This window comes from Arthrobacter sp. Y3223166, from assembly GCF_059090935.1.
Genome location: NZ_JBNHGE010000001.1, coordinates 128,480 through 153,951, shown reverse-complemented (window position 1 = coordinate 153,951; position 25,472 = coordinate 128,480). Strand labels below are relative to the sequence as shown.

Below are 25,472 nucleotides of genomic sequence, written 5' to 3'. Positions count from 1 at the left end.
CGGAGATGCACGGTGGCTGACGACGACTGGCTGCCCGGCGGAGCCCGGTGGCGGGAAGGAGGCACCTGTTCCCGCCGGTACGCCGGCTATCGGGTTGCCGGCGGTATTGGCGGGGTCACGTTTGAGTGGGAGGAGCTGGCTTCGGCAGCCGTCCGGCTGGAGTCGGCCGCCGCCACCATCGGCGACCTGTGGCGCGAGCTCCTGTCGGTGCAACTGCTGCTGGCCGATCCGCGCTGGACGCTGCTGCCGGAGCGGTGGGTGGCCGAAAAGGCAGTCCAGGCTGCAGCGGGATCGTTGGCGGCCCTTGCGGACAGCGCTGGGGCATTAGCCGGAAAAGTGCGGTTGGCTCACGGGACCTATTTGGCAACCGAGCAGGCCGTCTCCGCCGCGCTGCAGGCGGTCGACTCGGCCACCTGGTGGGCGACGGTTCCGCTCGGCATGGCCGTCAACGAGGGGCTGCCGACCCGGGCGGGCGGCGACCGGCTGCTCGGCCAGTTCCCTGCAGCGCTGGCAGGAGCCCTGGGCGGCCCTGCAGCGGGGATGCTGCTGCGGAACGGCCGGCAGGGCGGTCCGTGGAACAACCCAACCACCGAACACCTGGCCCCGCTGCTGGTCGCCGCGGCACGGCAGGCGGGGCTGCTCCAGGCCGGCGCCATCGAGGTTGCACGCGCGGCTCCGGCGGCCGAAGAGATTGGTCCCGCGCCGGCGTCCCTGGCCGGGCTGCTCCACCGGACGGCCAGCGCGGACCGCGCCGGGGACGGCACCGTGGAGGTGCTCGAAGTATCCGCCCTCGGCGGCCAAAAGCTGTGGGTCGTCGCGATGCCGGGCACCCAAGCCGCGGGCTCGGCCGAGGCAACCGCCAACCCGTTCGATGAGACCGGCATCGCCGAAGCGGTCACCGGCAGGAGCGCGTTCGTCTCGGCCGCCGTGTCGCAGGCCCTCGGGGAAGCCGGGGCCGACGCAGAGGATTTGGTGATGCTGGTCGGATACAGCCAGGGCGGCATCCACGCCATGAACCTTGCCGCCGATCCCGCCTTCCTGGCCAACCACAACGTGGGCTTCGTCCTGACGGCCGGCTCGCCGGTGGCCGGCATCAACCCCGGCCCTGGCGTCCGGAGCGTTCACCTGGAGCACGCCCAAGACTGGGTGCCGGGCACCGACGCCAGGCCGAATCCGGACCGGCGCGAACGGGTCACCGTGACCCTGACCGATCCCGCGGCCACCCCTGCAGGTGAGGGCGCCGGGCTGGGACCCGGGCATGACCTCGGGAACTACGTGCGGGCAGCCCGCAACATCGACGCGAGCCCGGATCCGTCGGTGCGCGAGGCGACAGCATTCCTCGGCGCTGCGCTCGCCGGCGCCACCGCCAGGCAGCATCTGTTCACCCTGCGCCGGTCGCAGCCCGACGGGTCAAGGCCTTCCCGCCCCGCCATCCCGGGCCGCCGGAAGGGACCGCCGCCGGCAGGCCGGGGCGGGCGCGGGTGAGTGCCGCCCCGGGATCAGCGGGTGCGGGTCAGGGTGCCCACTACCAGCGAGACCAGGCTGATGATCAGCGAGCCGAGGATCGCCGTCCAGAAGAAGGAATCGACGACGAACTCGACCGGCGTGAAGCTGGACAGCCAGGCCGTCAGCACCAGCATCAGCGCGTTGATGACGATGGTGAACAGGCCCAGCGTCAGGATGGTGACGGGCAGCGAGAGGAAGGAAATGATGGGCCGAACAATGGCGTTGACCAGGCCGAAGATCAGACCGACGAAAAGGTAGGCCAGCACCGTGCCCAGGGACTCGTTGCCGGCGACGTCGGCCGCTGCGGAGGCCTCGATGGCCAGGCCGGGCAGGATCCAGCTCGCCACCCACAGCGCCAGCGCGTTGACGAGGACCCGCACAATGAACTTTCCCATGCGTGTATGCTGCCACATCCAGGCTGCAGCGGCGCGGAAAACCCGGTCAACGGCGCACGTATCCTTTAAGGCATGACTCCTCCTGAGAACCCCATCAAGGAAGCTGCGGTTCCGGCAGCAGGTGCGTCGGGCCAAATCCACCCCCGGCCCGTGCTCGACAGGCTGCCCAAATATGCTGCCGGCAAACCGCCGGCTGCGATCCAAGGACTGCAGTCCTACAAATTGTCCTCCAACGAAAACCCGCTGCCTCCGTTGCCCGCCGTGCTGGAAGCCGTGAACGCGCAGACGACGGGCATCATGCGCTACCCCGATCCGTTGTGCACCGCGCTGCGGACCGAACTCGGCCGGTTCCTGAATGTCCCCGCCGACGACGTGGTCACCGGCGCCGGAAGCTTAGGCGCCCTGGTGCAGATCCTGCAGACGTTTGCCGGACAGCACGAGGACGGCACCGAAGACGAGGTGATTTACGCGTGGCGGTCCTTCGAGGCCTACCCGATCATGGTCGGCCTCTCCGGTGCCCGCAGTGTGCAGGTCCCGAACCGGTCCGACGGCTCGCATGACCTGGACGCCATGCTGGATGCCGTGACCGACCGGACCAAGGTCATCCTGCTGTGCACGCCGAACAACCCGACCGGACCGGCGCTGACGGCGGCGGAAGTGGAAGGCTTTGTCCGCAGCGTGCGGGACGACATCATCGTGGTCATCGACGAGGCCTACACGGAGTTCGTCCGCGATCCGGAGGTGGTGGACGGCGTGGCCATGTACCAGAAGTACCCCAATGTGGTGGTGCTCCGGACCTTCTCCAAGGCCCACGGTCTGGCCGGCCTCCGGGTGGGCTATTCCATCTCGCAGCCGGAGATCACCCGGCACCTGCGCGTGGCGGCCACCCCGTTCGCCGTATCGAGCCTGGCCGAGCATGCGGCCATCACCTCGCTGCGCCACTACGACGAAGTTGTAGAAAGGGTACAAAGCCTCGTCGACGAACGGGACCGCGTGGTCGCCGGGCTGAACATGCTCGGCTGGAAGATCCCGGAGACGCAGGGCAACTTCGTCTGGCTGCCGCTGGGCGATCGGGCGCAGGAGTTCGCGGAGCTGGCGGGCCGGCAGGCGCTGTCCGTGCGGGCCTTCGCGGGCGAGGGCGTGCGGGTCAGCATCGGTGAAGTCGAAGCCAACAGCCGCTTCCTGGCGCTCTGTGAGAACTATACAAACGGTCCGGGCGTTTCCTGACGGTAATGTGACCGGTCCGCACGGCACCTGCCATTAGGCTAGGACGAGATAAACGACAGATATATGCCGGGTCAGGAATGTATTCCCGGCCCGGCATATATGAAGAGCGAAGATCTCTGCCGTAGGGCAGCGGATCGGCGAGGAGTTCGTATGGGCGCTGAGCACCTGCCCGCCTCGGAATTCGACATCGAAGAACTGGAACAGTCGCTGGTATCCAGCGACCCCTCGGACGCGCCCGCGCTGGTGCAGCTGATGGCCCCCGACGGAACCGTCCGGGACGATGCGAAGTACAGCCCCTACGCAGCCCACCTCGACGGCGAGGCGCTGCGCGGCATGTACCGCGATATGGCGCTGGTCCGCCGGTTCGACCAGGAAGCCACCGCCCTGCAGCGGCAGGGCCAGCTGCTGCTCTGGCCACCCCTGCTCGGGCAGGAAGCGGCACAGATCGGCTCCGGCCGCGCGCTGCAACCGCAGGACTATGTGTTTCCGACCTACCGGGAGCACGGCGTCGCCCTCACCCGCGGCCTGGACCTGTCCCGCGTGCTCAAGCTCTTCCGAGGCGTCAGCCAGGGCGGCTGGGACCCGCGGGAGACGAACTTCCATCTCTACACGCTGGTGCTGGCCGCCCAGTCCCTGCATGCGGTCGGCTACGCCATGGGCATCCAGCGCGACGGCGACGACGGCGTGGCCGTTGCGTACTTTGGCGACGGGGCCAGCTCGGAAGGCGACGTCCACGAATCGATGGTGTTCGCCGCCTCCAACCAGTCGCCGGTGGTGTTCTTCTGCCAGAACAACCATTGGGCCATCTCCGTGCCGACGGAAGTTCAGTCCCGCGTTCCGCTCTCCAACCGTGCCACCGGCTACGGCTTCCCGGGCGTTCGGGTGGACGGCAACGACGTCGTGGCCGTCCACGCGGTCACCCGTTGGGCCGCTGAACACGCCCGCTCGGGCAACGGGCCCGTGCTGATCGAGGCGTTCACGTACCGGATGAGCGCCCACACCACCGCCGACGACCCGACCAAATACCGTGAGGCCGCCGAGGAAGAGGGCTGGCGGGAACGCGACCCGTTGCTCCGGCTGGAACGGTACCTGCGCAGCACCAACACTGCCGGCGACGAATTTTTCGACGAGGTCTCCGCCGAAGGCGACAAGCTCGCCGCAACCACCCGCGCCGACGTCCTGGCCATGGAGGCCCCGGACTTCGAGGACCACTTCGCCAATGTCTATGCCGATCCGCACCCGCTGGTCCGCGAGGAACTGGAATGGCACCGGCAGTACCAGGCCGGTTTCGCCGATTACGCCACCGAAGACAACGCCGCCGGGGAGGCCCGCTGATGACCACCATGACGATCGCGAAGGCCATCACCAGCGGGCTGCGCGAGGCCCTGGCCAATGATCCGAAGACGCTGGTCATGGGCGAGGACATCGGCAAGCTCGGCGGGGTCTACCGGGTCACCGAAGGACTCCTGGCCGAGTTCGGCGCCGACCGCGTGGTCGACACCCCGCTGGCCGAGTCCGGCATCCTCGGCACCGCCATCGGGCTGTGCTTCCGCGGCTACCGGCCGATCTGCGAGATCCAGTTCGACGGCTTCGTCTTCCCGGCGTTCAACCAGATCACCACCCAGTTGGCCAAGATCCGGACCCGCAGCTCCGGACTCCTGTCGGCCCCCGTCGTCGTCCGCATCCCCTACGGCGGCGGCATCGGATCCATCGAGCACCACTCGGAGTCCCCGGAGGCGCTCTTCGCGCACACTCCCGGCCTGCGCATCATCACCCCCTCGAACGCGCACGATGCCTACTGGATGACCCAGCAGGCAGTGGCGAGCCAGGACCCGGTCATCATCTTCGAACCCAAGCGCCGCTACTGGCTCAAGGGCGAGGTGGACACCGAATCGGCCGGCCGCGACGCCTTCAGCGCGCAGGTGGTCCGCGAAGGCACTGACGCGACGATCGTCGCCTACGGCCCGCTGGTACCGGTCGCCCTGGCCGCGGCGAAGGCGGCGGAAGAGGACGGCAACAGCGTGGAGGTCATCGACCTGCGCTCCATCTCCCCGATCGACTTCGACACCATCACCGCGTCGGCGGAGAAGACCGGGCGCCTGATCGTTACCCACGAAGCCCCGACCTTCGGCGGCATCGGCGGGGAAATCGCCGCGCGCGTCGGCGAACGCGCCTTCCTGAGCCTGGAGGCGCCGGTGCTCCGCGTCGGCGGCTTCCATATGCCTTACCCGGTGGCGAAGGTGGAGGAACAGTACCTGCCGGACATCGACCGCCTGCTCGAGGCCCTCGACCGTTCGCTCGCCTACTGATATCGGAGTTTCCATGTCGAACACGCAGATTTTCAACCTCCCGGATGTCGGCGAGGGACTGGTCGAAGCCGAAATCGTGTCCTGGAAGGTCAAGCCGGGGGACACCGTGGCGGTCAACGACGTCATCGTGGAGATCGAGACGGCCAAGTCACTGGTCGAGCTGCCCAGCCCCTACGCGGGCGTGGTGTCGGAGCTGCTCGTGCCGGAGGGTCAGACCGTGGAGGTCGGCACCCCGATCTTCGCCGTCGCCGCCGAAGGCGCCGCCCGGCAGTCGGCCGTCCCGGAGCAGCCTGCCGCTCCGGCGCGCCCCGCGGCCCCCGTTCCGGATCAGCCCGTGCCCGAGGCCACCGCCGAGGGCGGGCCGTTGGTCGGCTCCGGCCCAAAGGCTGATCCGGTACGGCGGCGCCCGCGCCGCGGCAGTGCGTCCGCGTCCCCTCCCATAACGACGACGGCGGCGCGCCCTTCCGCGGCTCGCTCGGGCGGCGGGGACGCACCCGCCGCGGAGATCCACCTGCCCGAGCCGCACGGCCAGGCCCAGCACGTGCCCCCGGTTCCCGCCGACGACGACTCCGCGGTTCCCGGGGCCGCTCCCGCCGCCGGTGCCGGGCATGCCCGAGGCGAAGCCGTCCAGGCAGCCGTCACCCGGCTGCTGACCCGGGTGCTCGCCAAGCCGCCGGTGCGCAAGGCCGCCAAGGACCTGGGCATCAACCTGGCGGACATCACCCCCACCGGCAAGGGGGGCGAGGTCACCAAGCAGGATCTGCTCAGCTACCAGGCCCAGCGCGAGGCCGAGCAGGCGGCTGCGCCGACGTTCTGGGCCCCGCGCAAGGGACTGGACAACCGGATCGAGCGGGTCCCGGTCAGGGGCGTGCGCAAGGCGACCGCCAAGGCCATGGTCGAGTCGGCCTTCAGCGCCCCCCACGTGAGCATCTTCGTGGATGTGGATGCCTCGCGGACCATGGAGTTCGTCCAACGGCTGAAGAAGTCCCGCGACTTCGAAGGCGTCAGGGTCTCGCCGCTGCTCATCCTGGCCAAGGCCGTCATCTGGGCCGCCGCGCGCAACCCGAACGTCAACGCCAGCTGGGTGGAGACGGAGTCCGGCGACGAGATCCACGTCAAGCACTTCATGAACCTCGGCATCGCCGCCGCCACCCCCCGCGGCCTGCTGGTTCCGAACATCAAGGACGCCCAGGACCTCTCGCTCAAGGAGCTCGCGGTAGCCCTCAACGACCTGGCGACCACGGCCCGTGCCGGCAAGACCAAGCCCGCCGACATGCAGAACGGCACCCTCTCCATCACCAACATCGGCGCGCTGGGAATCGACATCGGCACCCCGATCATCAACCCGGGCGAAGTCGCCATCGTCGCGTTCGGCACCATCCGGCAGAAACCGTGGGTCGTCTCCGGCGAAGTCATTCCCCGCTGGATCACCACGCTGGGCGGGTCGTTCGACCACCGCGTGGTGGACGGCGACCTTTCCGCCAGGTTCATGGCAGACGTCGCCGCGATCATGGAAGAACCGGCGCTGCTGCTGGATTGACGGTGCGCCGCGGCATGCTGGGTTAACGGCGCCGCCGCCGCATGCCGGAGGGACTCTGTCCCGCGCGCGGATGCCCGCCGGGCCGCGGTTGGTTATGATCGCGGTGTGGCGAGGAGGAGCACCATCAGGTGATTAAGACAGCGGGCAACGCGGCGACCCATGGGGCAGAACCTACAGTGAGCCCGACGGCGGACCTGTACGACCAGTTCGGCGACGAACTGGCGTCGCTGTCGCTCCAGTTCGGCAACTTCGGCGGCCGGGCGTCGTTCAGCGGGCCGGTCCGCACCATCAGGTGTTACCAGGACAACGGGCTGGTGAAATCCGTCCTCAACTCCCCGGGCCACGGCGCCGTGTTGGTGGTCGACGGCGGCGGTTCGCTGGAGACGGCCCTGATGGGGGACATGATCGCCGCGGCCGCCGTGGCCAACGGCTGGTCCGGGGTAATCATTAACGGGGCGATCCGGGACCGGGCGGCCCTCGCGCAGCTGCCGCTCGGCGTCAAGGCGCTCGGAAGCAACCCGCGGAAGAGTGCCAAGGACGCCAGCGGGGAAGCAGACGTTCCCGTCGAGATCGGTGGCGTGCTGTTCCGGCCGGGCGCTACGGTCCACGCCGACCTGGACGGCATCCTGGTAGGCGCCTGACCGCGGCCGTGGTGTCTGCTCGGAGGACGCCGACCGGGATCCGCTCTGCAGTGATCAACGACCTCATGCCCTGACGGACCACCAAGGGTGGCGTTCCGGCTGTGAAAGACTGGGAGCATGAGTAACAACAGGCCCTCGGGTCAGCGCAACGACTCCGGCGTGCCCAGGATCGACTGGAAGGGCACCCTGTGGGCCATGGCGGCCGTCTTCCTGCTCAGCTACGTCATGATCTGGCTGATGCCGGGACTGCACCCCATCCTGCGGATCCTCATCGTGATCGGCCTGTATTTTGCCGGCCGCTACGCGTACTACCGCTATTTCAAGAACCGGCGCCGGCCATAGCCTTTGCGAGGACGGGCGCAAGCCGCCGCACGCCCTCGCGAATGGCCTCTTCGGGCACGGCGCTGAAAGCCAGCCGCAGCTGGCGTGACGGCTCCTCGGAGGGGCTGAACGCCGCCCCCGGGATGAAGACCACGCCGGCCTCGATCGCGTCGTAGAGCAGCGGGTAGGTGTCGACGCCCTCCGGAAGGGTGATCCAGACGAAGAAGCCGCCGTCGGGTTCGGTCCAGGTGGCCCCGTCGGGCATGAATTCGTCCAGCGCCGACAACATGGCGGCGCATCGGGTGGCGTACAACCGGCGGTAGGTATCGATCTGCCCCACCCAGTCGTGTTCGTCCAGGTAAGCGGAAATCAGCATCTGGTTCAGGGTCGGCGGGCACAGGGTGACGGCCTCGTTGGCCAGGTAGAAGCTCCGCTGCAGGTGGTCGGGCAGCAGCGCCCAGCCGATCCGCAGGCCCGGTGCCAGAATCTTGGAGAAGGAGCCCAGGTAGACCACGTCGTCGGGATTGTCCGCGCGCAGCGGCCGCAAGGGCTCGCCGTCGAAGCGCAGCAGGCCGTAGGGGTTGTCCTCAAGCACCAGGACGCCGGCCTCGCGGCAGATGTCCACGATCTGCTGCCGGCGCTCGGCGGCCAGCGTGATGCCGGAGGGATTGTTGAAGCTGGGGATGGTGTAGAGGAATTTGATGCTGCGGCCCTCGCCCTGCAGCTCTTCGATGCGGCGCTGGAGTTCCGAGGGGACGAGACCGTGTTCGTCCATCAACACCGGCTCCACCTGGACCTCGTAGGCCTCGAAGGTGTTCAGCGCGCCCACGTAGGTGGGATCCTCGCACAGCACCACGTCGCCGGGGTTGCAGAAGACTTTGGCGGCCACGTCCTGGGCGGACTGGGAACCCGCCGTGACGACGACGTTCTCCGGATCCACGCCCGTAATGCCTTCGCGCGCCATGACCTCGCAGATCTTCCGCCGCAGGTCCTGGGTACCCTGGCCGCCGCCGTATTGCAGGGCGGTCATCCCATGCTCGGAGATCAGCCGCTGCGCCATGCCGGCGATCTTCTCCAACGGCAGAGACTGCAGGTAGGGGTTGCCGCCGGCCAAGGAAACTAACCCGGGGCGCATCGAGATGTCGAAGACGTCGCGCACGGCTGATTGTTTGATGTTGGCGGCGCGCTGGGAGAACAGGTGCTGGTGCCGGTGCGCCGCAGTGGCGCGTTCCAGCGCCACTTCCGTTTCGGTGGGCAGGGTTTCGGAAAGGTCTGCATCCTGTGAAGTCACTCACACAGGATAGCCCGGGGCGTTACGGAATAGGAAACAGAAGTTTTCTATTAGTGCTGCCCGGGGCTAGAGCCAGCCCGCGTCCCGGGCCTTGAGCGCGGCCTGGAATCGGCTTTCCGCGCCGAGCTGCTCCAGCATCCAGGCAATGTGGCGCCGGCAGGTGCGGACGCTGATGTCCAGCCTCCGGGCGATCACCTCGTCCGAGTACCCGGCGGCCATGGCGTTCAGGATGGAGTGCTGGATGCCGTTGAGATCCGAGGCGCCGTTTTCCTGCCCGTCCAAGACGTAGGGATCGGCCAGCTCCCAGGCCACGTGGAACAGGTTGATGAAGACCTGGATCAGGTTGAAGTCGCGCACCACCAGCGCGCCGCGGTCTTCCGGATGCAGTTGGCGCCCGATCAGGGCCAGGTTGCGGTCGAAGATCATGATCTTGAGCGGAACGTAGGGCAGGGTTCGGTACTCGCCGCCGGCCGGCGAGATCGCGGCGACCGCCTTGCGTGTGGGCACGTGGTCCAGGGTGCTGGCGTGGCTGATGTTCTTGCGCACGACCCCGCGATTGAGCAGTTCGATGTCCTTTTGAATGCCCTCTTCGTGAACATCGGCGGAGGCCCCGGAGCCCGGCTGGCTGATCAGCACCTGCTCGGAAACGTCCCGGCCGTAGTCCACCAGCAGCTTGCGGATTACCCCCGGGTCTTCGAGGACCTCCACGGAGGAGTCCAGCGACACCCGTTTGCGGGCTGCAAGGTACGTGGGCACGAGGGCCGCCATGTCCGCACGGTGCCCGCTGATCTTGGTGCGCAGGTCGATTAACAGCCGCTCGTCGGAATCTACCAGTTGCGACAGGGCGACGTCGGGGGAGATGGCGACATAGCATTCGACATTCGGTGCCGGCTGCTGCAGCAATTGCCTGCTGACCAGTTCGCCGATGGCGATGTTTAGGTCGCGGATGGTGTAGCCGAGTGCCGTGGACATGCTTTCTTTGGTCCAGCCGGGGTGGGCCACGGCGTATTCATAGACCTCGAATGCCGTCCCGCTCAGCATAGGGCGCTCCTCCGGTTGATCCATTTACGTATCACGCAGGGCCTGCTGTTTCCTGTGCGGTGCGGCCGCTCTTTGGCCAGTCTAAAGCACTTCTTCGGCCCATCTTGCGTCCATCATGACCGGCCACTTCCTGCCATGGCCACATTATGCCATCACCTCGCGGCCTTTGAGTGACGATCCTTGGGAGGCGCTCCTTCCCCCGGATTTCCGGGGCGGCAGGCGGTTTCGACCGCCTGTCCGGAACGTGACAGCACAAGCCGTGAGGCACGATCATGGCATGTCCGGATGTTGCAACGAGTTTGGCTGGACAGGCGGAGCAGAAGCACGGAACTCTTGAACTTGTCGGGGGCGAGCAACCCGGCTGGATTTGTCACTGTACGAACCTAAGCCATGTGAAGGGAATGACATGTTCAAGAAGATCGCAAGCATCGCGGCAGGTCTGCTGGTTGCTTTGGGGGCGGTCTCTGCGGCCACTCCGGCAGTAGCCGCCGATCTAGGACCGGTTCCCCATTCTGAAAACGCCACCGCTTCCGCCTATATCTGGGACTGGTAAAAAGCCGCCCCATCTCATCGGCATTGTGCTGATTCCGTAACCAGGATGACGCCGGCTATCCCTCCCCAACCACCAGAACATCGAACCAGGAGTAGCGCATGAGCCAGCTGACAGCCATCCGCCCAACAAGTTCGGTGAACGTTAAATCGTACTGGTGGGTTCTGTCTATTTACACGGGTAGGCAGGACGTAGTCGACGCAGTCATAGGAGAACTGGTTACACCGCTGGTCGCCCACGCTCGCCGCGAAGGCGTGGGCCGCTGGTACTTCAACCACAGTGCCGACCAGATGGGGCCTCACCTGAAGGTCCGGTTCCTGGGCCGCCGCCCAATCCTCGACAGCCTCCAAAGGTTCGAGTTGGCGGCCCGGGACCGGGTCCTCGACATCCTTCCAGGCATCACGACCCAGGAAAGCTTCGTATTGCCTTTCGGCAGCGGGGATTCCATTCAGCTCTCGCCGGCCGATGCCGCCGTCCCCGTACCCGAAGCGGACCTGGACCGTTTTGGGGGACCCGATGGGCTGGAGCTCGCGGAGGAGGTATTCGAACTTTCCTCCGAACTGGCCATGTGGGCCACGCAGCGTTTCAGCAAGGCCCAAGGACGTTCGGCGCTCGCCTCCCTGCTCCTCTGCGACGCGGCGTGGGCCATGATGTATGGGCCGAAGGCGCAACAGTGGCCGGACCGCGGCAGGCTGTCCTGGGACTACTGCTGGGACAACCATCTTCGGGTATCCACTGCCGAGCTGGGCCGTTCGGCTCCGAAGGCGCGGCACAGCCTCACCGCAGGACTGGTTGCCCGCACCGCACCGATGCACCGCCTGATGGCAGCGACAGCGGACGAAAGCAGCGTTCAGAACTGGCGCCGCCGCTGGATCAGGACCCTTGACTCGTACCTGTACCGGGCGGACCGGGCGCGCGTTAGCCGCAGCGCGCAGCAATTGACGTTTTCCCAAGCCCACCTGCTGATGAACCGGTTGGGGTTCACCACGTGGGAAGAGGCGGCACTCGGCGTCTACGCCAGGGCCTGGTCGCCGGAAGTCGAATCCTCGTTGTTGGAGAAGAGGACAAAATGAGCCCGTTCGGTTTCTCGTCGATTGGACCCGAATCCATCAAGGATCCGGATGTCAAAAACGAAGGAACAGCATCATCACTGGATCAGGTCGGGGTGCTGGGTGCGCACGCCCAGGATGATGACCTCTGGAACCTCACCGGCAGCAACTACTCGCGCGACGCCGCGTGGGCAGACCAGGCGTGGCAATAGGAGAACGTCCGCCGGCATCTGCGTCGGTGCCCACATCATTTCCTCCCCCAACAGGATCAGGCCGGAGCGACCCCCAACGCTCCGGCCTGATCCTTTCTTCGCGGTTCAGGGGCTGTTTCCACCCATCACGCCGTGATGCGGACGGCACGCCCGCATGCCCTGATCAGTTGTAGAGCATGCCGCCGTCTACCAGCAGCACCTGGCCGGTGACGTAGTCGGAGTCGGGGCCGGCGAAGAAGGACACGATCTTTGCCACGTCTTCGGGCGTCTCGATCCGGCCGAGGGCGATGCCCTCCACGTTCTCCTTGAGGTTCTGGCCGATCGGCTTTCCGTTGATCTTGCTGAGTTCCTTGTCGATGAGCTCCCACATGCCGGTTCCGACAATGCCGGGCGCGTAGGCGTTGACCGTGATCCCCTTGGGTGCCAGCTCCTGTGCCGCCGCCTGCGTAAAGCCGCGCACGGCGAACTTGGAGGCGGAGTAGGCGCTGAGGATCGGGAAGCCCTGGATGGCCGCGATGGAGGCAGCCGAAATGATCTTGCCTCCGTGGCCGAGCTCTTCAAACTTGGCGGCCGCAGCCTGGATGCCCCAGACCACGCTGTTGACGTTCACGTTGAAAATCTGGTCGAGTTCCTGCTCGCTGATTTCAAGAACTGGCTTGACCTGGGCAATGCCTGCGTTGTTGACGATGACGTCGAATCCGCCGAGCTGGTCGGCTGCCGTGTCGACAGCCGCGACGACGTCGTCCCTCTTGGCGACGTCGGCTGCCACGAAAACGGACTTGCGCCCGAGGCCTTCGATCTCCGCCGCGACAGCCTCGCCCTTGGCGCGCTGCGGCTCGATATCGGCGATGGCGACGTTGAAGCCGTCTTCAGCCAAACGAAGAGCGATGGCCCGCCCGATGCCTTGGCCGGCGCCGGTTACGAGAGCGACCTTGTCCTGCACAGTCATTAATGTCTCCTTTGTACTGCTTCCAGCCCGCCGTTGCGCTTATCCCAGCGCGACGACCGGCTGCGGTGGACACCGTCGAATTACAACCGGTGTCACTACGCGCAACACAGACCCGTCAGGATTCATTCCTTTGCATATTAATGCGTGCCGGGGCAGGCCAAGCCGAAGCAGCGCCACGGCAGCCGTCCAGCGGCCGCCTAGTGGCCGAAAATGTCCGCGTCGGTGATGTCCGCGGTGCCCCGGTCCAAGGCGGAGATCCGGGCCAGCTCGCCGGCCTCCAGCATGAAGTCGAAGATGGCGAAGTTCTCGGCCAGCCGGTCCGGGTGCGCGGACTTGGGGATGGGCACATGCCCCAGCTGGGTGTGCCAGCGGAGCACGATCTGGGCCGGGCTCTTGCCGTACTTGCCGGCCAGCGACTGAACCGCCGGCTCCCGCAGCAGGTCCCCGCCTTTCCCGAGCGGGCTCCAGGACTCCGTGACGATGCCGCGCTGGCGGTGTAGCTCCACCAGATCCCCGCGGGTGTGCCGGGGATCCAGTTGAATCTGGTTGACCTCGGGTACCAGCCCGGCGTCGAACAGCCGATGCAGGTGCGCTGGTTTGAAATTGGACGTGCCGATGGCTCGCACGCTCCCGTCCTCCAGCAAACGGGTGAGCCCCTCGAAGGCCTCTACGTAGCGGTCCTGCCCGGGGTTTGGCCAGTGGATCAGCAGCAGGTCCACGTAGTCGACGCCCAGCCGGCGGGCGCTGGCCTCGCAGGCCTGCCGCGCGCCGTCGACGCTGTGCCACTGCTTATTGAACTTGGTGGTGATGAAAACTTCCGAGCGGTCAAGCCCGCTGCGGCGGAACCCCTCGCCGACGCCTTCCTCGTTCCGGTAATTTTCCGCGGTGTCGAACAGCCGGTAGCCCAGGTCGAGCGCAGTTTCGACCGTCCGGGCGGCTTCCGCATTGTCCAGGGGCCAGGTTCCCAGTCCCAGCAGCGGCATCTTGGCCCCGTTGCGGAGGGTCACGAGCGGAGCAAGCAGGTCGGCCACGGTCACAGTCTCCTCTGGTTGTCCTTCAGGACCCGGTCCCGGGCCCGTGGCACCCAGCCTAGGGGTGATCGTGCCGGCTGTGCACCCCGGGTGCCGGCCGCAGCCGGCGGCAGACGGAGAAGCGGATGCCGCAGGGCGCTTATTCCCCGGGCCAGGCGGGAAGAGTCCGCTAACCCGCGGAGGCGGCGTCGGCAGAACCTGCGTCGCGTGCGGCGGTCCGGGTCTCCAGCCAGGCCAACACGTCGGAGAGCAGGATCCGCCGGTGCGTCCCGCGGTACTGGACCGGAATGGTCCCGGCGTCGGTCAGGCGGCGCATGTAGGTCAGCGACACGCCGGCCACCTCCGCCGCCTGCGAGGTGTTCAGCAGTTCGACGGCGGAGCTGACCATCACCGCATCGCCGTGGGCAAAGCGGCGGAGCATATCGACGACGGCGTCCGCGGCTTGGGCGGGCAGCTTCACCGTGGTGCCGTTCACGAAGACGGTCACGTCGGCGCTCTCGTCGAGCGCCCGCTGCAGCCGCTGCGCCTGGGCGGCCGGGAGGGCATCGGTGGTGCGGGGAGTCAGCTGGGCCATGGGGACAGCGTAAGACACTTCCCGGTCCACACCGGGGAAGGCGTGCGGCGCCGTCGTTGTTGGCGTGGAGGTGTCCGGCGGCAGCCGTTGGCATTCCCCCGGCGGCCCGGCGGCGGGCGTTGACCTTCCCCCCGACGACCCGCCCGCGGCCATGGACATTCCCCGACTGCCCGGCGTCAGGTGAGCGTAAACTGCTGTTCGCGACGGACAGCGTGCGCCGTCCGCGGAAGTAAACATCCGACGACTCCCGAGGAGACCATCGTGGGCAGACCGTTCTACGCCGAATTGAAGGGCGCTGCGCACGCCGCGCACCGGCCGGTGCCTGCGGCCTGACATGGAGCACATCGCCAGCCTCCCCTTCGGATACGCGGTCAGCGCGCTGTTCGTGATCGTGATGCTGCGCGCCAACGCCACGTACTGGGCCGGCAGGGGAGTGGCCGCCGGCGGGCGGCACACCCGTCTGGTCCGGCAGTTGGATTCGCCGGCCATGCGCCGCGCGGAGGCTTTCATCGCGCGCTGGGGAGCCCTCGCCGTCGCGCTCTGCTTCCTGACGGTGGGCGTTCAGACCGCGGTCAACGCGACGGCCGGCCTTGGCCGGATGCCGCTGCGCAGGTATTTGCCGGCCGTCGTGGTCGGCTCGGTGCTGTGGGCGGTGCTGTACGCCACCGTGGGCCTGGCCGCCCTCAACGCCTGGCTGGCCGCGGCCGCCGGGTCCCCGCTGGGCATCGCCGTCGTAGTGCTGCTGGCGGCGGCGGTGGTCGCCGTCATCGTTCTGGCCCGCCGGCGGCGCGGACGCCGCCCGGCTCTCTCTGACGGCAGTTAACCTCCGGCGCGGACGCACGTGGCGCCTGCCTCATCGGCAATCGCCCCCGCATTGGTGGCCCCGGTGGCGGAAACATTAGGCTAGGGGTATGTCCGCTTTAAGAAACCGCCGTGCTGCCGCCCTTCCCGCAAAATTGTCTCGCTCCTGGCTTTTGGCTTCGGCGGCGGACGAAGCGAATTTCGGGCCGGCACTCGCCTCTGAAGCAGACTCCGTCATCTTCGACATGGAAGATGCCGTGCCGGCGGAGGGCAAGGCCGCGGCGCGGGAACGGGTGGTGGAGGCCCTGTCCACCGGCATGACCGCCTGGGTCCGCGTGAACGGCATGGAAACCGACTACTGGGCGGACGATCTGGCCGCCCTATCCAAGGCGCCGGGCCTGCGCGGCGTCATGCTGGCGATGACGGAAAGGCCCGAGCAGGTCACGCACACGGCCATGCGGCTGCAGGCCGGCACCCCGGTGCTCGCCCTGATCGAATCCGCCGTCGGCATTGAGAACGCCACCGACATCGCCCGCGCGCCGGGCACCTTCCGCCTCGCCTTCGGCGTGGGCGACTTCCGCCGCGACACCGGGGCCAGCGATTCTCCGATGGCCCTGGCGTATGCCCGTTCCCGGCTGGTGGTGGCCTCCCGCGTGGGCCAACTGCCGGGCCCCATCGATGGCCCGACCGTCGGCGCGCTCGGCGAGGAACTGCTGGAAGCGTGCAAGGTGACGGCGTCCATGGGCATGACGGGCAAGCTCTGCCTGCTCACCGACGCCGCCGACACCATCAACAAGGGACTCTCACCCAGCGAGTCGGAGATCAAGTGGGCGCACGAACTCCTCGACGCGCACGCCGCCGGCGCGGTGGTGGGCGACGGTTCCTACCTGCCGCGGCTCGCCCGCGCCGAAAAGATTTCATCGCTCGCGGACTCCTACGGACTCTGGAACGCCTAAGCTCCACGTTCACGCTCCACGTTCAGGGGCGCGCAGGGTTCCGGGCGCGGGCTTCCGGGCGGCACCGTCGGCGCCGGCCCGGGTGTTGGTTCAGTCGCGGACGCCGGTTCAGTCGTGCAAAACAGCTCCTCGCAGTTCAGTCGCGGACGCCGAACAGCTCCCGCAGGCTCAGCGCCGGCCGCCCGGTGAGCAGGTCCACGTCGTGGGTCACCAGGTCCAGTTCCCCGGCGGCAATTGCCGTGTAGGTGCTGACCCAGGCATCCAGCTGCCAGTCCGGGGCGCCGTAGTGCGCCCGGCTCGCGTAGGCCTCCTCCACCGTTTCGTTGAGGAACGACGTCGGACGGCCCGTTGCCTCCGCGATGGCCGCCGCCGCCTCGGCCAGGGTCACCGACTCCGGGCCGGTCAGCTCATAGGTGAAGCCTGCATGGGGCATGGGTTCGGCCAGGATGGTCGCGGCCGCCCGGGCTACGTCCTCGCGGGCCACGAAGCCCGCCTTTCCGTCGCCCGCCGGCCCGCGGATCACGCCGGATTCGTCGGCGAATGACGGCAGGACGTCTGCATAGAAGTTGTTGCGCAGCAGCGTGTGCTTCAGGCCGGTTCCGCGCAGTTTCTCCTCGGTGGCGTAGTGGTCCCTGGCCAGCGTGAACGTTGCGTCCTCGGTCGCACCGATGAACGAGGTGTAGACAATGTGCTGCACGCCGGCGTCGATGGCGGCGTCGATGAAAGTGAAATGCTGCTGCAGCCGGTCCTCGGCTTCGGCGGCGGACACCATGAACACTGTCTCGATGCCTTGCAGCGCGGCGACGACGGCGGCCTTGTCGCCATAGCCGGCAGTCGCCGTCGTCGTCCCGGGCAGCTGCGGTGCACGCGACGCGTCGCGGACAATCAGCCGCTGTGAAAGGTTCTGCTCCGCCAGCATCCTGGCGACCATGCCGCCCAGCTCGCCGGTGGCACCGGTGACGGCAATCGGGGTTTCCATGCGGGAGTCGGGTGTGCTCATGGCACCAGCCTAATAGGCGCGGCAACACCCCGGCGGGCGGGGAGCGGCCTGCTACCGTGGGGACGTGCCAGCAGCAGCCCAGAGTCCCGCCGGTCGGTTCGCGCCCAGCCCCTCGGGTGAGCTGCACGTCGGCAACCTGCGCACCGCGCTGCTCGCCTGGCTCTTCGCCCGCGGCACCGGCCGCCGCTTCCTCATACGGGTGGAGGACCTGGACCGTGCGCGGGCCGGGTTCGAGGCCCGGCAACTGGCGGATCTGGCGGCCATCGGCCTGGACTGGGACGGCGAGGTCGTGCGCCAGACCGACCGCGCCGCGGTCTACCGCCACGCGCTCGGACAGCTGGCGGAGGCCGGCCTGCTCTACGAATGCTTCTGCACGCGGCGCGAGATCGCCGAGGCTCCCAGCGCGCCGCATGCTCCGGAGGGGGCGTATCCGGGAACCTGCCGCAACCTCACCGACGCCGAACGCGAGGAACGCCGCCAACTCCGCCCCGCGGCGCTGCGGCTGCGAGCTTCCACCGCCAGCTATACGGTGCCCGACCGGCTGCACGGCGACTACACCGGCGTCGTTGACGACTTCGTGCTGCGGCGAAACGACGGCGTCCCCGCCTACAACCTGGCGGTGGTGGTGGACGACGCCGCCCAGGGCGTGGACCAAGTGGTGCGCGGCGACGACCTCCTGGCCTCCGCCCCGCGGCAGGCATACCTCGCCTCGCTGCTGGGGCTGCCGCCGGTCGAATACGTACATGTGCCGTTGGTCCTCAACGAACGACGGCGGCGCCTGGCCAAGCGCGACGGCGCGGTGACCTTGGGCGCACTCGAGCTGGCCGGGCTGGACGCGGCCGCGGTGCGCGGCCTGTTGCTGGCCTCGCTGGGCTTGCCGGACGTCCCGCTGCCCAAGCTGCTGTCCGAGTTCCGGCCCGATGCCCTGCCGGTTGAGCCGTGGATCTTCGAGCCGCCGGAGCTGGTTCCCGACCCCAGCTGACGGCAGGCGGGAAACTGCCCGCTCGCCCGGGACTCATAACCGCGGACAACCTGGCCGGCACAGCGGCGGACTTCACCGAGTGTTTGCCGGTGCGTCGCCCGGCGCCGCTAGTCTTCGGCAGATGGGCGGACTATTCGTGGCGCTGGGCGACAGCTTTACCGAGGGCGTGGGGGACTACAACGCCAATTTTCCCAATGGCGTGCGCGGCTGGGCCGACCGGGTGGCCAAGCAGCTGGGCAAGCAGGACCCGGACTTCCGCTACGCAAACCTGGCGGTACGCAGCAAGCGGCTCCACCAGATCATCGCGGACCAGCTGGAACCGGCCATCGAGATGCAGCCAACCCTGGTCTCCTTTTATGCCGGCGGCAACGACATTTTGGAGCTTAAGCGGAGCATGCCGGAACTCCTGGCGGAGTACGAATCCGCCGTCCGCCGGCTGGCCGAAACGGGTGCGCGGTTGATCCTTTTCACCGGCTTTGAGGTCATGCTCCCGCCCGTCCTAGAGCCGATGCGGCGGCGCAACTGGGTGTTCAACGAGGCCGTCCGGGACCTGTCCCGGCGTTACGGGGCGGTGCTGGTGGACCACTGGGCGTTCGACCTCTATCAGGACCGGAGGATGTGGGACACGGACCGGCTGCATATGTCCGCGCTGGGGCACAAGTACATGGCGGCCAGGGTCTTGGAGGCCCTCGGCGTGGAGCACACACTCAGGCTGAAGCGGCCGGAGGCTCCGGTGCGGGCGGGCTGGCGCGCGGCACTCCGGCGCGAGCGCGACTGGCTGCAGGAATGGGTGGTCCCGATGTTCGGCCGCAAGCTCAGGGGCGTCACGCTGGGGGACAATCTGGCGCCGCGCTGGCCGGAGCCGGTCCAGGTCTCGCACGGGCTGAAAAAGCTGGCCAGACAGCGTGCCGCTGCTTCCGCAGGCTGACGTCCCGGCAGGTCCTGGCCCGGCTGGCCGCCGGCTGACCTCCCCGCAGTTATCGCCCGGCCGCTGCGGGGCGCAGGTTGGGCTCACGCCCCCCAAGTCCTTTTAAGGCCCGCCGGTCAGCGCTGTCGGCCTGCCGTTGGGCGATAGCGCTGGCCGCGGCGGCATGATCTTACCGGCCTGCGCGGCGGCGGCTGTACGCTGTTGCAACAACAGGGACCGCGGCCAGGCCGCGCCGTCGGTGAGGAGGGTTGTGGCCATGTCCGTCCAGGAACCGCGCGATCCCGTGCCGGCGCTCGACCTTCCCGCGGCGTTCCGGGAGCCCACCACCAAGGTCCGGCCCGGCTGGGTCACCGCCGTCGTGCTGACCAACCTCGGCATCAATGCGGCGTTCTTCGGCCCGCTGCAGGTGCTGCTGGCCCAGCAGTCGCAGGCGTTCGATGCCGTGAACAAGGAAGCCGTCCTGGCGATGGCCACCGGCTTCGGCGCCGCCGTGTCGCTGGTCGCCAATCCGATCTTCGGGGCGCTGAGCGACCGCACTACGTCCCGGTTCGGACGACGCGTGCCGTGGGCGCTGGCCGGCGGCGTCCTGGGCTTCGCCGCGCTGTTGCTGCTGTCCGGCGCCCCCAACATCGCGGTGATGGTGATCGGCTGGTGCCTGGTGCAGGCCGGGTGCAATGGCGCCTACGCGGCCGTTACTGCCAGCATCCCGGACCGCGTGCCGCGGCGGCAGCGCGGCCAGATCGGCGGGCTGGCCGCCGTCGGGCAGACGCTGGGCATCGTGATGGGCGCGGTGCTGGCCAATCTGGCCGGCGGCTTCGTCCTCGGCTACATCTACTGCGCCGTGTTCCTGCTGGCCAGCATCATCCCATTCGTGATCGCGGGCCGGGACACCCCGTTGCGCAAGGCCGACCGCCCGCCCTTCGCCTGGCCCGGCTTCCTGAAGGGCTTCTGGATCTCCCCCGCCAAGCACCCCGACTTCGGCTGGGCGTGGCTGACCCGCTTCCTGGTCAATCTGGGCAACAACATCTTCACCCTCTACCTGTTCTTCTTCCTCCAGGACGCCGTGGGGCATCCGGACCCGGCCGCCGGCGTGCTGCTGCTGACCGGAGTCTATGCGGCCATGGTGGTGGTGATGGCGGTCGTGGGCGGACCTCTGAGCGACCGGGTGGGGCGCCGCAAGCCGTTCGTCATCGCGTCCTCGGTCACCATCGCAACTGCATCGGTCATCGTGGCCATCACGCCCGCGTGGCCGGCCGTGGTCGGCGCGGCCATGGTCCTCGGCGCGGGCTTCGGCATGTTCCTGGCCGTCGACTTCGCCCTGCTCACGGAGGTGCTGCCGAGCGCCGCCGACCGAGGCAAGGATATGGGCGTCATCAACATCGCCGCCTCGTCGCCGCAGGTGATCGCCCCGTTGATCGCCGCGCCCACCGTGCTCTACCTCGGCGGCTACACGGCGCTGTTCGTGCTCTCCGCCGTGATCGGGCTGCTCGGCGCGGTCTTCGTGGTCAAAATCAAAGGCGTGCGGTAGCCGCGAGCGCTCAGCGGCTAGTCGATGAAGGCTGCCTTCGAGCTGTACTCCTGATAGAGCCGCGCTGCGTCGCCGACCGGCAGCTGTCCGTACTTCAGGGCGGTCAGCAGCCCGTCGAGTTGCGCGCTGGCGGACTCGGCCGTCGAGATCTGCTCCGCGCTGTTGCGGGAATTGGCGAGGCCGGACGCAATCGCGGCGGTAAGGGAGAGGATCGACGCCAGGATGCAGATGACCTGCCAGACGATCGAGGTGCTGGATAGCGAGAAAGCGCCCGCCACCGCCGTGTTGAAATTGTTCTGGCCGAAGCCCGGGCCCGCCGTCAACGCGGCGACGACCGAGCTCCCGACGACGCTGACGTTGGTCAGGCGGTTGCGTTTGGGACGGGCGCGGCGAAGAAAAGCCCTGATCTCATCACGGCGCTGGTCGATTTGCCGGGTCAGGTCCTGACGGTTCTGTGCGTCGTCCATGATGTCCCCGCGCCTTCCGTTAACCAGCCCCGCCCCTGTAGCCGCGAGGTATCGCTGCACCGTATATCAGATTGCCCGCCGAGGGCTACGTTTTTTCACGGACCGAGCAGGATTCGAGAAGCCGGGGCCCTGCGTGGCTGCTACTGTCGGTCGTGATTCGTACAAGGGAGATCGAGATGAGCGCCAACCAGAAGTCCGATGCGGGCGGCTTTTCGGAGGCCGAGCGCGCCGCCATGAAGGAGCGGGCCCAGGAGCTGAAGGCACAGGGGCGCAGCGGTCAGAAGAAGGCCGACAACGAGCGCGCCGTGCTCAACGCTATCGCCGAGATGCCCGACGCCGATCGCGGCCTCGCGGAACGCATTCACGCGCTCGTCACCGCGAACGCGCCGGAGCTTCTGCCCAAGACCTGGTACGGGATGCCTGCGTACGCCAACACGGACGGCAAGGTCGTCTGCTTCTTCCAGGGTGCGGCCAAGTTCCAGGCCCGCTACGCGACCTTCGGATTCAACGATGCGGCCTCGCTCGACGACGGACCGATGTGGCCGGTCTCGTTCGCGCTAGTGGAGTGGACCCCGGCAGTGGAGGAAAAGGTCGAGGCGCTCGTCAAGGCCGCGACCGCCTGAGGGCCCTCTCAGGACCGGCGGAAGCCCACGATGCCGGCGCTGCGTCCGTGGCTTCGCCCTGCAGCCAAAGCCCCGCCCGCACCTAGGCCTGCCGGATCCACCCGGCGCACCCCAGTAGGCTGGGTGGGTGGAAGCCCAGATACTCGCGACCGTCTTTTGCGGTTTGCTCATCGCCGTCGGCATTGCCGGCATCGTCGTCCCCGTGCTGCCCGGCACCATCACCATCGGCATCAGCCTGCTGGTCTGGGCCATCGTCCTGCAGAGCACTTTGGGCTGGGTGGTCTTCGCGATCGGCATGGTGTTCGTGGCCGCCGGCATGCTGGCCAGCCTGGTACTCACCGGGCGCCGGCTGAAACAACGGCAGGTGCCCAACTGGTCAATCCTGGCGGGCGTGCTGGTGGGTGTGGTCGGGATGTTCGTAATTCCCGTCGTCGGACTGTTCATCGGGTTTGCCGCCGGGCTACTGCTCAGCGAATACGCGCGACGGCGGGACTTTGGCCAGGCGGTCGGGGCCAGCTGGGCGGCGCTCAAGGCCGTGGGCCTGGGCATGCTGGTGGAGCTCGGCTGTGCGTTTGCCGCCGGCGCCGTCTGGGTGATCGGCGTGCTGGCGCACTTCTTCTTCTAGCGGGCCCCGGGCCGGCAATCCCAGCCACCGGCTCTTTTAGACCGGCGCGGCGGTGCGGCGGTGCCGCTCTGGCTTCAGGCGATCAGTCCTGCTTCAACAGGCCCGTAGTGCGGTAGGGGATCACCTCGCGCAGGAACATCTGCGTGGAGGTGCGGGTGATGCCCGGGCAGAAGCGGATTTCTTCGCTTACCCGGTACAGATCGTCCGGGCTGCTGGCCACCACTCTGATCAGCAAGTCCGTATCGCCCGCAGGGGCGTGGCATTCCAGCACTTCCGGGATCTTCCTAAGCGCTTCCACCGCATCGTTGAGCTTGCTCTGATCCAATTCGGCACTCACCATGGCCATCACCCCGCGGTTCAAGGCCTCCGGCAGCACCCGGGCCGAGTGCGTGCGCAGACAACCCGAGGCGGCCAGGCGCTCCAGCCGTGTATGGACCGTGCCGCGGGCCAAGCCGAGCCGCTGGGCCAGCATCATCACCGGAATCCGCGGGTCCTTATCCAGCGCCAGCAGGATCCGCCGGTCCGTCGCATCGAGTTGCTGCAAAATGACCACTTCCTGTCGAACGCCGTGCGACCGTTTGAACACTCTGATCAATTGTAAGCCCCACGCTTGCACGGATTGTCGGGAAGGTGCTCTGATACCTATCAGATCGGGCGAAGCCACAAGCTGCCAGTCCGTTGAGGTGCACGGTTCAGGCCCACGAAGCCGGAGCAGTGTCTGCGGGCCCGCGAAGCCCCGACCTTGTTGTTCACACAGCTGAAGACCCCTGCCAGTCCGGATGCCGGACCGCCAGGGGTCTTGCTGTTTGTTTCGGGGCTAAGGGCAGGGCGTCCACGATTGGCCACCAGGTGCATAGCATCGGGGGCCGGTGTAGCCAGGGTAGGGATTGGAAGCCGGAGGCGCGGGGGCAGGAGCCTGCTGCTGTTGACGCCACTGCCGTTCTGCTTCGGCAATTTGCGCCTGTCTCGTCATTTCGGCCTGCCGGGCAGCCTCAGCTGCTGCAGCGGCCTGTGCTGCCGCTTGCTCGGCCGCTGCCCGTTCCGCTTTAGCCCGTTCCTTGGCCGCCTTCTTCTCAGCCGCAATCCGTTTCGCCTTGGCCTTCGCCTCCGCCTTCCGCTTTTCCTCGGCCGCTTTCTTTTCGGCGGCTGCCTTGTCCTCGGCAGCTTTGAGCTTGTCGCGTTTGACCGACAGCTGTTGATGTTTCGCTTCGCCGACTTCTATGGCGTCCGACAAATGGCTGCTGAGTTGCTTCCGGTCAGCGCTGGATAGGGCCGCCCACAGCACAGCATCTGCCGTGTGAGAAGCACTGTGGAGCATGGAGTCCATCGACTTTGCGGCTGCAATGGCCACGGCCAAGGCGGTCACTGCCTCGGCTGTCGCGGACGAAGTGTCGGCCGCATTGCCTGCGGCTGTTTCCTCTACTTGTTTAATTGCCTCTTGGACTTGTCCGGGAATGGTGCAGCCGATCGACGGGTCATACATGCCCTGCGCTGTTCCCGCTGCTTCTGACTGAGCCGCTTGCACCTGACTCAGGTACTTCCGATTGGGTTCGTAGTAGACAGCGTGCCCCAAGCCCCGTCTGGCAATCTCGGCGTTTACTAATGAGTCGCCGACGAAGACTGCCGCCAACGTGCGGCCATACCGGTCGTGACGCTCGACGTCGAAGTCGAGGCGAACCTTCGTGCCGGGCGGAGCGAGCTGTTCAAGATTCTGTGTCGCCTCGTGTCCCAAACATTCGACCGGCTGGCTGGGATCTTTGGTCTCCGGAGTATCGACGTTGAGGAGCCGTACCGTTTCTTCCCGGAAGTTGTAGTTGATGACCAACGTGTCGCCGTCAACGACGCGCACGACCGAGCCTTGATCATGATTCACGGCTCCAACGACGGCGAGGCTTCCGGCTGCTATCCCGGCAGCGGCGACGGCAGCGACGGCAGTTTTCCCGACGATGGTGCTCGTCATGCCCAGCCATGCGCTTGAAAGGGCTGCGCCCAAGGGTGTGACCATTGATCCCCCAACAGTTTCTTATCCGATATTGGTAAAATGAAGAGTATTCATTTTCCCCCATGGCTCGGAGAATCGACGCAGGGCTCGCAGTCGGCCGTGACTGTTTCATCCCAAGTTGGGCATGAGATGCCTGGGCTCGATTGGGCTCACGTCTTTCCCCGGCTCCCCCTGCCTGCAACACTGTTGGGCAGGAACCTTCGCTGTGATGGGTCGCCCCCCCGGCCAGCGTCGACGGCCGGAACGTGGGGACAAGCCATGCAATCACGGCCGGGTCAACACGGGAGGGGTAGCCATGAAGCTCACCAACAGCAAGGCATACAGCGGTATCGCCGTTCATGATCTGCAGGAGGCGCAACGCTTTTACGGCGAGATTCTCGGCCTGAAAACGTCCGAGGAGTACGGGCTGATGTGGCTGCATCTGGCCGGCGGCCGGGACACGCTTGTCTATGAACAGCCTGACGCCGTTCCGGCGAGCTTCACGATCCTCAACTTTCAAGTGGAGGACATCGATGCCGCCGTGACCGGACTGGCCTCTCAGGGAGTCCGGTTCGAGCGTTATGAGGGTTTTGCCCAGGACGACAAGGGCATCTTCCGCGAAGAAGGCCCCTACATCGCATGGTTCAAGGACCCCTCCGGGAACGTACTGTCCGTTTTGCAGGAGAAGTAATAGTAGGAGCTCGACGCGGCCGGCACCTTAAAAAAGTCCAGATCATTTGGTGTGCACGCGGGGGGATGCGTTACCCTTACACACGTGTGATTGCGCGTGAACTCGCGCATTCGGGGCTTTAGCTCAGTTGGTAGAGCGTTTCGTTCGCAATGAAAAGGTCAGGGGTTCGATTCCCCTAAGCTCCACTGAAGATTCGGGATTTGTTTGGTCCCGGTTCCCAGACAAGACACTTTCCACACGCGCCTTGGCAGCGA

Annotated in this window: 28 protein-coding genes and 1 tRNA gene; 19 read left to right on the top strand and 10 right to left on the bottom strand. The window is 67.2% G+C overall.

Annotated elements, in window-relative coordinates:
• Positions 1-12 precede the first annotated feature (12 nt).
• On the top strand, positions 13-1,485 hold the full coding sequence (locus AC5RUH_RS00765; RefSeq protein WP_494127626.1) for a hypothetical protein: 1,473 nt from the start codon (positions 13-15) through the stop codon (positions 1,483-1,485).
• Between the two features lie 14 nt (positions 1,486-1,499).
• Here AC5RUH_RS00765 and AC5RUH_RS00760 read toward each other — a convergent pair whose 3' ends face one another.
• Positions 1,500-1,901 (bottom strand): phage holin family protein, encoded by a 402-nt coding sequence (locus AC5RUH_RS00760; RefSeq protein ID WP_494000983.1) that lies wholly within the window; start codon positions 1,899-1,901, stop codon positions 1,500-1,502.
• 72 nt (positions 1,902-1,973) lie between these two features.
• Between AC5RUH_RS00760 and AC5RUH_RS00755 the strand changes: the two genes are divergently transcribed.
• From AC5RUH_RS00755 to AC5RUH_RS00730, 6 genes are all read left to right on the top strand, one after another.
• Positions 1,974-3,128, top strand: a complete 1,155-nt coding sequence (locus tag AC5RUH_RS00755) for a histidinol-phosphate transaminase (protein ID WP_494025107.1) — start codon at positions 1,974-1,976, stop codon at positions 3,126-3,128.
• Positions 3,129-3,278: 150 nt separating this feature from the next.
• Complete coding sequence (gene pdhA / locus AC5RUH_RS00750) at positions 3,279-4,463, top strand: pyruvate dehydrogenase (acetyl-transferring) E1 component subunit alpha (protein WP_494025108.1); 1,185 nt, start codon at positions 3,279-3,281, stop codon at positions 4,461-4,463.
• The gene (locus tag AC5RUH_RS00745; protein WP_494000980.1) at positions 4,463-5,437 is read left to right on the top strand and encodes an alpha-ketoacid dehydrogenase subunit beta; all 975 of its coding nucleotides are present in this window, start codon (positions 4,463-4,465) and stop codon (positions 5,435-5,437) included. The genes pdhA and AC5RUH_RS00745 overlap by 1 nt, the downstream gene beginning before the upstream one ends.
• A 13-nt stretch (positions 5,438-5,450) precedes the next feature.
• Positions 5,451-6,977: a dihydrolipoamide acetyltransferase family protein gene (locus tag AC5RUH_RS00740; RefSeq protein ID WP_494127625.1), complete on the top strand. Its 1,527-nt coding sequence runs from the start codon at positions 5,451-5,453 to the stop codon at positions 6,975-6,977.
• A 176-nt stretch (positions 6,978-7,153) separates the two neighbouring features.
• A complete protein-coding gene (gene rraA, locus AC5RUH_RS00735; RefSeq protein WP_494127624.1) occupies positions 7,154-7,618 on the top strand; it encodes a ribonuclease E activity regulator RraA in 465 nt (154 codons plus the stop codon).
• A gap of 117 nt (positions 7,619-7,735) precedes the next feature.
• Complete coding sequence (locus tag AC5RUH_RS00730) at positions 7,736-7,960, top strand: hypothetical protein (protein WP_494000977.1); 225 nt, start codon at positions 7,736-7,738, stop codon at positions 7,958-7,960.
• Here the strand turns inward: AC5RUH_RS00730 and AC5RUH_RS00725 are convergent.
• The gene (locus tag AC5RUH_RS00725; protein ID WP_494000976.1) at positions 7,938-9,230 is read right to left on the bottom strand and encodes an aminotransferase-like domain-containing protein; all 1,293 of its coding nucleotides are present in this window, start codon (positions 9,228-9,230) and stop codon (positions 7,938-7,940) included. The two genes, AC5RUH_RS00730 and AC5RUH_RS00725, sit on opposite strands and share 23 nt — an antisense overlap.
• A gap of 66 nt (positions 9,231-9,296) precedes the next feature.
• Positions 9,297-10,271 (bottom strand): helix-turn-helix transcriptional regulator, encoded by a 975-nt coding sequence (locus AC5RUH_RS00720; RefSeq protein ID WP_494000975.1) that lies wholly within the window; start codon positions 10,269-10,271, stop codon positions 9,297-9,299.
• 406 nt (positions 10,272-10,677) lie between these two features.
• On the opposite strand from AC5RUH_RS00720, the gene AC5RUH_RS00715 reads away from it, so the two are divergent.
• From AC5RUH_RS00715 to AC5RUH_RS00705, 3 genes are all read left to right on the top strand, one after another.
• Positions 10,678-10,824 carry a hypothetical protein gene (locus AC5RUH_RS00715; protein WP_493979969.1) on the top strand — a complete coding sequence of 49 codons (147 nt, stop codon included), beginning with the start codon at positions 10,678-10,680 and terminating at the stop codon, positions 10,822-10,824.
• Positions 10,825-10,922: 98 nt separating this feature from the next.
• Positions 10,923-11,894: a lantibiotic dehydratase C-terminal domain-containing protein gene (locus AC5RUH_RS00710; protein WP_494000974.1), complete on the top strand. Its 972-nt coding sequence runs from the start codon at positions 10,923-10,925 to the stop codon at positions 11,892-11,894.
• Positions 11,891-12,082: a hypothetical protein gene (locus AC5RUH_RS00705; RefSeq protein ID WP_494000973.1), complete on the top strand. Its 192-nt coding sequence runs from the start codon at positions 11,891-11,893 to the stop codon at positions 12,080-12,082. Before AC5RUH_RS00710 ends, AC5RUH_RS00705 begins: the two co-directional genes overlap by 4 nt.
• A gap of 163 nt (positions 12,083-12,245) precedes the next feature.
• On the opposite strand, the gene AC5RUH_RS00700 is transcribed toward AC5RUH_RS00705, so the two are convergent.
• From AC5RUH_RS00700 to AC5RUH_RS00690, 3 genes are all read right to left on the bottom strand, one after another.
• Positions 12,246-13,031 (bottom strand): acetoin reductase, encoded by a 786-nt coding sequence (locus AC5RUH_RS00700; protein ID WP_494074599.1) that lies wholly within the window; start codon positions 13,029-13,031, stop codon positions 12,246-12,248.
• Positions 13,032-13,228: 197 nt separating this feature from the next.
• Entirely contained in the window at positions 13,229-14,062 is an 834-nt protein-coding gene (locus AC5RUH_RS00695) for an aldo/keto reductase (protein ID WP_494127623.1), read from the bottom strand.
• 169 nt (positions 14,063-14,231) lie between these two features.
• Positions 14,232-14,636 carry a helix-turn-helix domain-containing protein gene (locus AC5RUH_RS00690; protein WP_494024139.1) on the bottom strand — a complete coding sequence of 135 codons (405 nt, stop codon included), beginning with the start codon at positions 14,634-14,636 and terminating at the stop codon, positions 14,232-14,234.
• A gap of 334 nt (positions 14,637-14,970) precedes the next feature.
• Here AC5RUH_RS00690 and AC5RUH_RS00685 point away from each other — a divergent pair, with 334 nt between their 5' ends.
• On the top strand, positions 14,971-15,459 hold the full coding sequence (locus AC5RUH_RS00685) for a DedA family protein (protein ID WP_494127622.1): 489 nt from the start codon (positions 14,971-14,973) through the stop codon (positions 15,457-15,459).
• Between the two features lie 88 nt (positions 15,460-15,547).
• Entirely contained in the window at positions 15,548-16,393 is an 846-nt protein-coding gene (locus tag AC5RUH_RS00680; RefSeq protein WP_494000968.1) for an HpcH/HpaI aldolase/citrate lyase family protein, read from the top strand.
• A gap of 136 nt (positions 16,394-16,529) precedes the next feature.
• On the opposite strand, the gene AC5RUH_RS00675 is transcribed toward AC5RUH_RS00680, so the two are convergent.
• The gene (locus AC5RUH_RS00675; RefSeq protein ID WP_494127621.1) at positions 16,530-17,393 is read right to left on the bottom strand and encodes an SDR family oxidoreductase; all 864 of its coding nucleotides are present in this window, start codon (positions 17,391-17,393) and stop codon (positions 16,530-16,532) included.
• 64 nt (positions 17,394-17,457) lie between these two features.
• Between AC5RUH_RS00675 and gluQRS the strand changes: the two genes are divergently transcribed.
• The 3 genes from gluQRS (at position 17,458) to AC5RUH_RS00660 (ending at position 20,831) form a co-directional block, all read left to right on the top strand.
• Positions 17,458-18,375 (top strand): tRNA glutamyl-Q(34) synthetase GluQRS, encoded by a 918-nt coding sequence (gene gluQRS / locus AC5RUH_RS00670; protein WP_494127620.1) that lies wholly within the window; start codon positions 17,458-17,460, stop codon positions 18,373-18,375.
• Positions 18,376-18,496: 121 nt separating this feature from the next.
• Complete coding sequence (locus AC5RUH_RS00665; protein ID WP_494000965.1) at positions 18,497-19,303, top strand: SGNH/GDSL hydrolase family protein; 807 nt, start codon at positions 18,497-18,499, stop codon at positions 19,301-19,303.
• Between the two features lie 256 nt (positions 19,304-19,559).
• Positions 19,560-20,831 (top strand): MFS transporter, encoded by a 1,272-nt coding sequence (locus tag AC5RUH_RS00660; RefSeq protein WP_494127619.1) that lies wholly within the window; start codon positions 19,560-19,562, stop codon positions 20,829-20,831.
• Positions 20,832-20,848: 17 nt separating this feature from the next.
• On the opposite strand, the gene AC5RUH_RS00655 is transcribed toward AC5RUH_RS00660, so the two are convergent.
• Positions 20,849-21,298 carry a hypothetical protein gene (locus AC5RUH_RS00655; RefSeq protein ID WP_494013641.1) on the bottom strand — a complete coding sequence of 150 codons (450 nt, stop codon included), beginning with the start codon at positions 21,296-21,298 and terminating at the stop codon, positions 20,849-20,851.
• Positions 21,299-21,474: 176 nt separating this feature from the next.
• Here AC5RUH_RS00655 and AC5RUH_RS00650 point away from each other — a divergent pair, with 176 nt between their 5' ends.
• Positions 21,475-21,921, top strand: coding sequence for an iron chaperone (locus AC5RUH_RS00650; protein ID WP_494127618.1), 447 nt, complete (start codon positions 21,475-21,477; stop codon positions 21,919-21,921).
• Between the two features lie 127 nt (positions 21,922-22,048).
• Positions 22,049-22,546, top strand: a complete 498-nt coding sequence (locus AC5RUH_RS00645; RefSeq protein WP_494024148.1) for a DUF456 domain-containing protein — start codon at positions 22,049-22,051, stop codon at positions 22,544-22,546.
• A gap of 82 nt (positions 22,547-22,628) precedes the next feature.
• Here AC5RUH_RS00645 and AC5RUH_RS00640 read toward each other — a convergent pair whose 3' ends face one another.
• A complete protein-coding gene (locus tag AC5RUH_RS00640; protein ID WP_494127617.1) occupies positions 22,629-23,090 on the bottom strand; it encodes an Lrp/AsnC family transcriptional regulator in 462 nt (153 codons plus the stop codon).
• 273 nt (positions 23,091-23,363) lie between these two features.
• Positions 23,364-24,506, bottom strand: a complete 1,143-nt coding sequence (locus tag AC5RUH_RS00635) for a thermonuclease family protein (RefSeq protein WP_494127616.1) — start codon at positions 24,504-24,506, stop codon at positions 23,364-23,366.
• A 337-nt stretch (positions 24,507-24,843) separates the two neighbouring features.
• Between AC5RUH_RS00635 and AC5RUH_RS00630 the strand changes: the two genes are divergently transcribed.
• Together AC5RUH_RS00630 and AC5RUH_RS00625 are read left to right on the top strand one after the other, a co-directional pair.
• On the top strand, positions 24,844-25,218 hold the full coding sequence (locus AC5RUH_RS00630) for a VOC family protein (protein WP_494127615.1): 375 nt from the start codon (positions 24,844-24,846) through the stop codon (positions 25,216-25,218).
• A gap of 112 nt (positions 25,219-25,330) precedes the next feature.
• Positions 25,331-25,403, top strand: a tRNA-Ala gene (locus AC5RUH_RS00625).
• Positions 25,404-25,472 lie beyond the last annotated feature (69 nt).